This window comes from Streptomyces sp. NPDC093510, from assembly GCF_040683555.1.
In the GTDB taxonomy this organism is placed as follows: domain Bacteria; phylum Actinomycetota; class Actinomycetes; order Streptomycetales; family Streptomycetaceae; genus Streptomyces.
Genome location: NZ_JBFBEE010000014.1, coordinates 294,178 through 302,807, shown reverse-complemented (window position 1 = coordinate 302,807; position 8,630 = coordinate 294,178). Strand labels below are relative to the sequence as shown.

The window sequence follows — 8,630 nt, the reverse complement described above, 5'->3', positions numbered from 1 at the left end:
CCGCTCCTATCTACGGCGACGAGGCATCCGACACGTCATCCCGGAGAAGAGCGACACCAAATCAGCCCGCCTGCGGAGGGGTTCACGCGGCGGCCCTCCAGCCGACTTCGACAGGATCCGGTACAAAGCCAGGAACACCGTCGAGCGGGCGATCAACAAAATCAAGCAGTTCCGAGCCGTCGCTACCCGTTACGACAAGCGCGGATACGTATTCCTTGGCACCGTTACCGCCGCCGCACTCCTCATCTGGCTCCGCTCATGATCGGAGAGACGGACCCTAGTTGAAAGAAGCGCGCGGGAGCTTGTCCGTGCGCCCGGAGCGCGATAGACCGATCTTGTCGTCGGCTTCGACGGCTCTCGTCGCACCCCGGGGAGCACGGACATGAGCGTCACGAGTCGGTACAGGGAGGCGTGGGAGGGGTTCTGGCGGGAGGCCCCCGAGGAGCCCGGGGCGGTCTTCTGGGACGCCGAGCCCGCCCTCACCGCGGGCCCGCACCTCGCGCTCCTCGAACCGCACATCACCGCCCCCGGGCTCCCCGTCGTCGACCTGGGCTGCGGCAACGGCACCCAGACGCGCTTTTTCGCCGACCGGTTCCCGCGCGTCATCGGCGTCGATCTCTCGGCGGCGGCCATCGACCACGCCCGGCGCGCCGACGTGGCGGGGCAGGTCGACTTCCGGCAGCTCGACGCGGTCGAGAAGGCCGAGGCGGAACAGCTGCACGCCGAGACGGGTGACGTGAACGTCTACATGCGGGGTGTCCTGCACCAGTGCGAGCCCGCCGACCGGCAGCCGCTGCTCGACGGCGTCGCCACCCTGCTCGGCGACCGCGGGCGCGCCTTCGTCGTCGAGCTGTCGGAGGCGGCGCGCCCCGTCCTGATGGGGCTGGTGCGGAGCCCCGCGGGGCCGCCGCCGAAGCTGGCGCCGGTCTTCGCGCACGGGATCGCGCCCGCCGAGGTCGTGGACGCGTCGGTGGACGCGTATGTCGCGTCGGCCGGGCTGATGGTCGTGGCGTCGGGTGAGCTGCCGCTCGTGACCACGGAGTGCACACCGGACGGCACGCGTATCGAGCTGCCGTCGAGATGGCTGGTGCTCGCGGCCTCCTGACTTGATAGGCAAGTCACGGCTTGCCTATGGTCGGGTCATGGAAGAGGATGTCTTCAAGGCGCTGGCCGACCCCACCCGACGGCGCATCCTCGACGAGCTGGTGGAGCGGGACGGCCAGACGCTGTTCGAGATCTGCGCACGGCTGGCGACCAGGCACGGCATCGGCCTGTCCCGCCAGGCGATCAGCCAGCACCTCGCCGTACTCGAAACCGCGGGTCTGGTCATCACGCGGCGTGAGGGCCGCTACAAGTTCCACGACCTCGACACCCGGCCCCTCGAGCGCATCATGACCAGATGGCTCAGGCCCGACGCGACACCCGACGCACCAAAGGACACCCCATGCGCATCAACCTGACCAGCGTCTTCGTCGACGACCAGCTCAAGGCCCTGGCCTTCTACACCGAAGTCCTCGGCTTCGTGGAGAAGAACAAGGTCGCCATCGGCGATGACTGGTGGCTGACCGTGGTCTCGCCGGAGGACCCCGAGGGGACCGAACTGCTGCTCGAGCCCGACGGCCACCCCGCGGTGAAGCCGTACAAGGAGGCGCTGGTCACGGACGGCATCCCCGCCACCGCCTTCGCCGTGGACGACGTCTTCGCGGAGTGCGAACGGCTGCGCGGGCTCGGGGTCCGCTTCACCCAGGAGCCGGTGCGGATGGGTGATGTCACCGTCGCGGTCCTGGACGACACCTGCGGCAACCTGATCCAGATCATGCACAGCGCGTAGGACAGGACCGGCTCCGGTTCTCCGGAGCGCCTGCCTCGGATCAGATCGTTTGGGGGAGTGTGTCGCGGGCACCCCAGGAGGCTGACGCGCGACCATCAGAGGGCGAGCGCGTACACCCGGACCCCGAAGCGCGAGGTAGTCATGAGCGACCAGAACATGGCGGACGACGCCTACCAGCCCACCGGCGACAACGAGGAGCAGCAGGACGCGGCCCCGCTGGACCTCCAGGACGCGGTGGACGAGCGAACCTACGACGACATGCTCGACGAGGGCTACTCGCCGCCCGAGAAGCCGCTGGGCGTGACGAAGACCGGCACCACGGCGGCCGAGCAGCACGAGGGCGAGACGCTCGACGAGCGGCTGCGGCAGGAGGTGCCCGACACGGAAGTGCCCGACGCCGAGCAGCCCGCCCGTGACTCCATCGGCGACCTGGCGGACGGCGACGGCGAACCCGTGGACCCCGAGGCCGGAGAGGACCGCGCGGGCCGCCTCGTCGCCCCGGACGAAGGCGCCCACCCGGACACCACCAAGCAGGTCGTCGCCAGGGACGCGGGCATCGACGGCGGCGCCGCGGGCGCGGAGGAGGCGGCGGTCCACATCGTCCCCGACGAGGACCTGCCCCCGGCTTCCGAAAGCCAGGACTGACAAGCGCGATGCGCGCGACGCGCGGACCTGTCCGAAGCTGGACAGGGGGCGAAGAGTGAGCCGTTCGACGAGCAGGAGGACTCCATGACCGACTCCACCGCCTCCGGCACGGGCGTGGCCGTCGTCACGGGCGCGGATTCCGGCATCGGCCGGGCCACGGCCGTCCGGCTCGCCGCCACCGGAATGGACGTGGGGATCACCTGGCACAGCGACGAGGAAGGCGCCGAGAAGACGGCCGAGGAGGTGCGACGGCACGGCCGCCGCGCCGCCGTCGCCCGGATGGACCTGACCCGGCTGCCGGGTGCCGCGCAGGTCGTCGACGACCTCGCCGAGCGTCTCGGCCGCATCGACGTCCTGGTCAACAACGCAGGAACGGGCACCGCGACCCCCTTCCTCGACCTCGGACACGACGACGTACGGCGAGTCGTCGACGTCGACCTCATCGGCCCGTTCCTGTGCGGCCAGCACGCCGCGCGGCGCATGATCCGGCAGGGCGGGGGCGGCCGCATCGTCAACGTGACCTCGGTGCACGAGCACCAGCCCCGGGTGGGCGCGGCCCCCTACTGCGCCGCCAAGGGCGGGCTCGGGCTGCTCACCCAGGTCATGGCCCTGGAGCTCGCGGAGCACGGCATCACCGTCAACTCCGTGGCGCCCGGCGAGATCGCCACGCCCATGACCGGGCAGGAGGACACGGACGTGCACGAGGCGCACCGGCCCGGCATCCCGCTCGGCAGGCCCGGTGACGCCCGGGAGATCGCCGCCGTCATCGCCTTCCTCGCCGGGCCCGACGCCTCGTACGTCACGGGCGCCTCCTGGATCGCCGACGGCGGGATGGTGCGCATGGGCCCCCAGGCCGGTTCGCACCTGCGGAGCGACGAGTGGCGGCGCCCCTGAGGCCGGCCCGCGGGGCCGTCGCGCCCACGGCGCCCCGCACCACATGCCCCGCGGCCCGTGTCGAACCCCGCGGTCCGGGTACCGGTGCTGCCTGGGGCAGGGATCGTCGGAGAGAGCCGGCCCGCACGTGCGGTGCGAAGGCCGGTGTCCGGAAACGGAGCAGCAGGTGACGCCGAACACAGAAGACATCACCCCCGACGCACAGCGGCGCGTCACCGGGTGCGCGACGGGAGCGCCGGCCGGGGGATCGCCGCACGAGGCACCCGCGGAAGAACTCCCGCCGGACCTCCACCAGGCGATCCTGGAGGCGGCCAAGCAGGTCGCGGCCATCCTCAAGAGGCGCGACCACGACTTCGCCCTCGCAGGCAGCGTCGCCGTCTACGCGCACGGCGGGACCGGCAACCTCCAGCACGACGCCGACTTCTGCATCAGGCCGGAAGACGCCCAGGCGGTCGCCGCCTCACTGGAGGAGGCGGGGCTCACGGTGTACGCGCCGCCCGAGGACTGGCTGCTCAAGGCCAAGTGTCTCGGCCAGGACATCGACCTCATCTTCGAACTGGCCAACCAGCCGGTGACCACGGAGCTCCTCGGCCGCGCCGTACAGCTGCCGATGGACTCGGTGCACATGCCGGTCCTGTCGCCGACCGACCTGGTGCGGGCCCTGCTCGCCGCCTTCTCCGAGCACCACTGCGACTTCGGCGCCGTGCTGCCGATCGCGCGACAGCTGCGCGAAAGGGTCGACTGGGAGGCGCTCCGCGACGAGTACGAGGACGCACCGATGCCGGCCGCCTTCCTCTACCTGCTGGAACGCCTGGAAGTCATCGCACCGCGAGGAGGAGACCGATGAACGACCGAGCCAACGTCGAGTACCGCATCGCCCACCTGAAAGAGCGCCTCGCCGCGGAGGAACTGGGCGAACTGGGCATCCGCGTCGAGTCCCGCGGCTCGTCCGTCACCGTCGTCGGCACCGTGCCCACTTCACACTGCCGCGAGGAACTGCTGCGCACCGTGAACGAGGAACTGGACGGCCTCACCGTCCACTTCGACGTCGTGGTCGCCGAATCGGCCGCGCCGGACCACCCGGAGGAAGTGTCATGATCCGCATCGCCGCCGTGGGGGACATCCACATGGGTCTGGACAGCCAGGGCCTGTTCCGGCCCGCCTTCGAGACGCTGGACGACTGCGCGGACCTGCTGCTCCTCGCCGGAGACCTGACCCGCCACGGCACCCCGGAGGAGGCGCGGGTGGTCGCCCGGGAGGTGGCCGGCCTGCCGGTGCCTGTCGTGGCCGTGCTCGGCAACCACGACCACCACGACGAGCAGCCCGAGAAGGTCACCGACGTGCTGCGCGAAGCGGGTGTCCGCGTACTCGAAGGAGAGGGCACCGTCGTCGAGGTCGACGGGGCGCGCGTCGGTGTCGCGGGCACCAAGGGGTTCGGCGGCGGGTTCGTCGGCCGCAGCGGCAGCGAGTTCGGGGAGCCCCTGATGAAGGAGTTCATCCGGTACACCCGCCGCTGCGCCGACGGTCTGCGCACCTCGCTGGACGAACTGGCCGAGCAGGGGTGTGAGACCCGCGTGGCGCTCACGCACTTCGCGCCCGTGCCGGACACCCTCGCGGGGGAGCCCCTGGAGATCTATCCGTTCCTCGGGAGCTACCTGCTGGCGGAGGCGGTCGACGCCGCGGGCGCGAATCTGGCCGTCCACGGCCACGCGCACGCGGGCACCGAGCACGGCATGACCAGCGGCGGCGTACCGGTGCGCAACGTCGCCCAGCCCGTCATCCGCAAGGCGTTCAACGTCTACCACCTGAAGGACCACCGTCCCGCGGAACCCGTGACAGCCGCGCGCAACGGCTAGACGGGGATGCTCAGTCGGAGAGCTCGGCCCGCCACGACCGCGGCCACTCTCCCGGCGGCGGGGCCCCCGCGATACCGAGGTCACGGCGCGCGCTCTCGTAGAAGGCGTCGCGCGCCCCACTCGCCAGCCGGTGGGCCTTGGTCCACATCCGCGCGTCGACCGGACCCTCCCGGACGAGCAGCTCGATGGTCCAGACCGCCTCGTGCCAGCGCCGGGCGGCCGCGATCGTCGCCGCGTCTCCTACGAGCAGGACCGACTCCCACTCCGTCGCGCGGTGGGACTCCGCTTCGGCGAGAAGAGGCAGCCCGTCGGCCGGCTCCAACGGGTCGGCCACGTCGGAGAATCCGAGGGCGGCGCCGATGCGCTGGGCGACGCGGAGCTGCGACTTGAGGGCGTTGCCGTAGCGGCCGTAGGTCTCGAAGCGCTTCTCGTCCCACCGCTCCTCACGCTGCCTCGTCCACCGCCGACGCTCGGTCAGGCTCTGCACGGCGTACGAGCCGAGCGTGCCGACCACGACGCCCACCAGCGCGGGCAGTTGATCCACGAGCCCCACAGTGCCTCCCCGTCGAGTTCCCGATGCCGCACGGTACCGACTCCCGTTGAGCACGTGTCCGGCGGGACCGTTCTCCGTGAAGGCGCGTTCCCTTGGGTGGTGAAGAGTAGATTTTGAGTACGGAACGTGGCCGTCCTCCAGAGCCGGCTCGCATTTCGGCGTGGAAGGCTCAGTGATGGAGCACCGGGTGTCTGTGCAGGAACTCCTTGTCGGTCTGGAGCGGGCCGTCGAAGCCGGGGAGCACCGCGTGTGGGCGGTGCGATGCGCGCACGCGCTGGGTTTGGGAGGGATCGCGGTCTCCTTGCGGTGGGGGGCCGAACTGGTGTGGTTCAGCGACGAGATCAGCGCACGGCTGCTGGACGCGCAGTTCACCCTGGGGCAGGGCCCCGGGATGACGGCGGACTTCAGCGAGGTGCCGTGCCAGGTGACGGACCTGGACGCGGAGGCGGAGGCGGCGGAGCGGTGGCCGCAATTCGCGGACGAGGCCCGGGCCATGGGTGTGCGGGCGGTGTTCGTGTGGCCCGTCAGGACGGGCACGGCACGGTTCGGGACACTGACCGGCTATCGCAGCACACCGGGACCGCTGACCGAGCGGCAGGCGGCGGACGGGCTGCGGGTGGCCGACGCGCTGACCGGGCGGCTGCTGGCCTGGCGGCCGGGTGACGAGATCTCTCCCGACGGCACGGGGCGGGCGGGCGAGGTCGACCTGCACTGGGCCGAGGTGCACCAGGCCACCGGCGTGCTCAGCTACCGGCTCGGTGTGTCGCTGGAGGAGGCACTGGTCCGGCTCCGGGCCCGGGCCTACGCCTCCGGCCTGCCACTGACCGAAGCCGCCCGCGAGATCCTGCGGGAGCTGCCGTCGTGAACCCGCCGTCCGGCGCGGGTGCGTTTTCCCCGGTCCTGCGTCCTCATCGCCCCGCCTCGCGGCCGAGTGTGAGTCCGAGTCCGAGTCCGAGTTCTCGCCGAGCGAGTAGGCCGTCGCGGACGGGCGCGCTCCGGGTGCTGTGATGAATCGATTCACGTCACATCGTGGAGGGTGCGCGGTGCGCTGCGGTGCGTGCGGCGCGCGCGGTACCGCCGTGCCGCCATGGCCCATGGCTCTGTGCCCGGCCCGCGTCCACGGCGTGCGCGTGGCGGTACGGACAGGGCGTGCCGGGGGTGGCCCCGGCCGGTGGCACCTGTGTCGGAAGCCTCGTCGTCCGCCCGGAGGGTGGGCCCGACGGCGTCCGGTGCGTGTGATCGCGAGGCGGAGGATCGTCCCGATACTGGGCGTATCGGGGGCGGCCCCGTCGACACGGCGAGCGCGGGTGCCGGCCGCCGCCAGGCAGACGGGGCCTCCGACGTGGCCCTGGTCCTGGATAGGCACACTCGCTCTCCGCGCGCCTGGTCGCGGGTGCCGAGCGCGGGCCCGTGCTGTGCGGCTCGGCTTGGCGTGATCCCCTGCCCTGGACGCAGGGCACCCCGTTCTTCGTCGCGGGCGGCGCGCGCGGCCCTTTGGGGCTCGGCGTGATGCGCTGCTCCGCATGGACAACTCGCTCTTCGCGGCCTGATCGCGGGTGCCGGGCGCGCGGCCCGTGCTTGGGGGCTCGATGTGATGTGCCTGGTCCCGAGCGTGGCACTCGTTCTTCGAGGCTTGGTCGTGGGCGGCGAGCGGTTGGGTCGTGTTGTGGGGGCTTGGTGTGATGCGCTGCTCCTGGGCGTGGGGCTCCCGGTTCTTCTTCGCGGCCTGGGCGCGGGCGTCGAGCGCGCTGCCCGTGCCTGGGGGGGGCGATGTGATGGGCTTGGTCCTGGGCGTGGGCAACTCGTTCAGCACGGCCTGGTCGCGGGCGCCGAGTACGCGGTCCGTGCTGTGGGGCTCGTGCTGTGGGGCTCAACGGGATGCCCTGGTCCTGGGCGTGGGCACCCCGTTCTTCGGGGACTTGGCAGCGGGCGTCGAACGCACGGCCCGCGCCGAGGGCTCGGCGTGATGCGATGGTCCCGGACGTGGGCAACCCGTTCTCGGCGAGCCTGATCGCGGGCCTGATCGCGGGCCTGGCCGCGCGGGTGGCGAGCGTGTGGCTCGTGCCGTCGGGCTCGGCGTGATGCTCTGCCGCAGTGCGCAGGACACGGCCGAGGAGGTCGATCACAGGGGCTCTTCGCCGAACAGTGGATGCGCGGCGTCCTCGTGACCCCCGCGGGCCCGGACGGCGGGAGACGCTGCGCTGCTGCGAGCGGCACGGCGCCCCGTACGGCTTCGTGGGCCCCGCGGCGACGGCCCGCGACGCCTGTTCGGTGTCCGTGGACGACGTCGCAGGTGGTGCGCAGGTGGTGCGCTCGCCACCCGTCACCTGCTGCACGCCGGGCATCGCATCGCATCGCCCTCACCCTCGCCCGCGCCTTCGCCGGCGGTTCGGTGCACATGCCGCATTGCCGGGACCGCAGTGCGGGACCGCAGTGCCGCACCCGCACTGCCGGAACCGCAGCGTCGGAACCGCTGGACGGAGGCGCTCTCCGAACTCGCAGACGCCGAGCCGTTCCTGGGCGCCCTGGGGTGGCGGTGGCTGAAGACGGAACGCCTGGACGCCACGGCCCGCCATGACGCGAGCACGCCCCGGCCCGGGCACATCGCCCCGGCCGGGCACATCGCCCCGGCCGGGCACATCGCGCCGGCCCGGTACGACGACCCAACCAGGTACGACGACCCAACCGGGTACGACGACCCGGCCAGGCGCGACGACCCTGCGAGGTACGACGACCCGCCGGATACGAAGACCTCGCGTCCGAGCGAAGCGCTTCGACGAATTTCCTGTCCGAACCGTTGACGTACGAACGCCCCCTCCCTACGTTGGCCCGGAAAGCGCTTGCCTAAAAC

12 protein-coding genes are annotated in these 8,630 nt (G+C 71.9%); 11 read left to right on the top strand and 1 reads right to left on the bottom strand.

What is annotated here, in order from left to right; genetic code table 11:
* The 9 genes from AB0N81_RS24155 to AB0N81_RS24115 form a co-directional block, all read left to right on the top strand.
* Positions 1-262: transposase (locus AB0N81_RS24155; RefSeq protein WP_365361586.1), on the top strand; the 262-nt coding region annotated here is incomplete at its 5' end.
* 120 nt (positions 263-382) lie between these two features.
* Positions 383-1,105 (top strand): methyltransferase domain-containing protein, encoded by a 723-nt coding sequence (locus tag AB0N81_RS24150; protein WP_365361584.1) that lies wholly within the window; start codon positions 383-385, stop codon positions 1,103-1,105.
* A gap of 37 nt (positions 1,106-1,142) precedes the next feature.
* The gene (locus AB0N81_RS24145) at positions 1,143-1,460 is read left to right on the top strand and encodes a metalloregulator ArsR/SmtB family transcription factor (protein WP_365361582.1); all 318 of its coding nucleotides are present in this window, start codon (positions 1,143-1,145) and stop codon (positions 1,458-1,460) included.
* Entirely contained in the window at positions 1,445-1,831 is a 387-nt protein-coding gene (locus AB0N81_RS24140) for a VOC family protein (protein ID WP_365361580.1), read from the top strand. The genes AB0N81_RS24145 and AB0N81_RS24140 overlap by 16 nt, the downstream gene beginning before the upstream one ends.
* Before the next feature lie 141 nt (positions 1,832-1,972).
* Positions 1,973-2,476 carry a DUF5709 domain-containing protein gene (locus AB0N81_RS24135; protein ID WP_365361578.1) on the top strand — a complete coding sequence of 168 codons (504 nt, stop codon included), beginning with the start codon at positions 1,973-1,975 and terminating at the stop codon, positions 2,474-2,476.
* Between the two features lie 84 nt (positions 2,477-2,560).
* On the top strand, positions 2,561-3,370 hold the full coding sequence (locus AB0N81_RS24130; protein WP_365361576.1) for an SDR family oxidoreductase: 810 nt from the start codon (positions 2,561-2,563) through the stop codon (positions 3,368-3,370).
* 166 nt (positions 3,371-3,536) lie between these two features.
* Positions 3,537-4,217, top strand: a complete 681-nt coding sequence (locus AB0N81_RS24125) for a nucleotidyltransferase family protein (protein WP_365361574.1) — start codon at positions 3,537-3,539, stop codon at positions 4,215-4,217.
* Positions 4,214-4,468 (top strand): hypothetical protein, encoded by a 255-nt coding sequence (locus AB0N81_RS24120; RefSeq protein ID WP_365361572.1) that lies wholly within the window; start codon positions 4,214-4,216, stop codon positions 4,466-4,468. The genes AB0N81_RS24125 and AB0N81_RS24120 overlap by 4 nt, the downstream gene beginning before the upstream one ends.
* Positions 4,465-5,226 (top strand): metallophosphoesterase, encoded by a 762-nt coding sequence (locus AB0N81_RS24115; protein WP_365361570.1) that lies wholly within the window; start codon positions 4,465-4,467, stop codon positions 5,224-5,226. The genes AB0N81_RS24120 and AB0N81_RS24115 overlap by 4 nt, the downstream gene beginning before the upstream one ends.
* Positions 5,227-5,236: 10 nt before the next feature.
* On the opposite strand, the gene AB0N81_RS24110 is transcribed toward AB0N81_RS24115, so the two are convergent.
* Positions 5,237-5,770: a hypothetical protein gene (locus AB0N81_RS24110; RefSeq protein WP_365361568.1), complete on the bottom strand. Its 534-nt coding sequence runs from the start codon at positions 5,768-5,770 to the stop codon at positions 5,237-5,239.
* Positions 5,771-5,966: 196 nt separating this feature from the next.
* Between AB0N81_RS24110 and AB0N81_RS24105 the strand changes: the two genes are divergently transcribed.
* Entirely contained in the window at positions 5,967-6,644 is a 678-nt protein-coding gene (locus AB0N81_RS24105; protein ID WP_365361566.1) for an ANTAR domain-containing protein, read from the top strand.
* A gap of 1,555 nt (positions 6,645-8,199) precedes the next feature.
* Positions 8,200-8,580 carry a hypothetical protein gene (locus AB0N81_RS24100; protein WP_365361564.1) on the top strand — a complete coding sequence of 127 codons (381 nt, stop codon included), beginning with the start codon at positions 8,200-8,202 and terminating at the stop codon, positions 8,578-8,580.
* The last annotated feature ends 50 nt before the right edge of the window (positions 8,581-8,630 follow it).

What these genes read in the sequence shown, in the direction of transcription:
- AB0N81_RS24115 (WP_365361570.1), top strand. Translation starts at nt 4,465, where the DNA reads ATGATCCGCATCGCCGCCGTGGGGGACATCCACATGGGTCTGGACAGC.
- AB0N81_RS24140 (WP_365361580.1), top strand. Translation starts at nt 1,445, where the DNA reads ATGCGCATCAACCTGACCAGCGTCTTCGTCGACGACCAGCTCAAGGCC.
- AB0N81_RS24145 (WP_365361582.1), top strand. Translation starts at nt 1,143, where the DNA reads ATGGAAGAGGATGTCTTCAAGGCGCTGGCCGACCCCACCCGACGGCGC.
- AB0N81_RS24150 (WP_365361584.1), top strand. Translation starts at nt 383, where the DNA reads ATGAGCGTCACGAGTCGGTACAGGGAGGCGTGGGAGGGGTTCTGGCGG.
- AB0N81_RS24120 (WP_365361572.1), top strand. Translation starts at nt 4,214, where the DNA reads ATGAACGACCGAGCCAACGTCGAGTACCGCATCGCCCACCTGAAAGAG.
- AB0N81_RS24135 (WP_365361578.1), top strand. Translation starts at nt 1,973, where the DNA reads ATGAGCGACCAGAACATGGCGGACGACGCCTACCAGCCCACCGGCGAC.
- AB0N81_RS24130 (WP_365361576.1), top strand. Translation starts at nt 2,561, where the DNA reads ATGACCGACTCCACCGCCTCCGGCACGGGCGTGGCCGTCGTCACGGGC.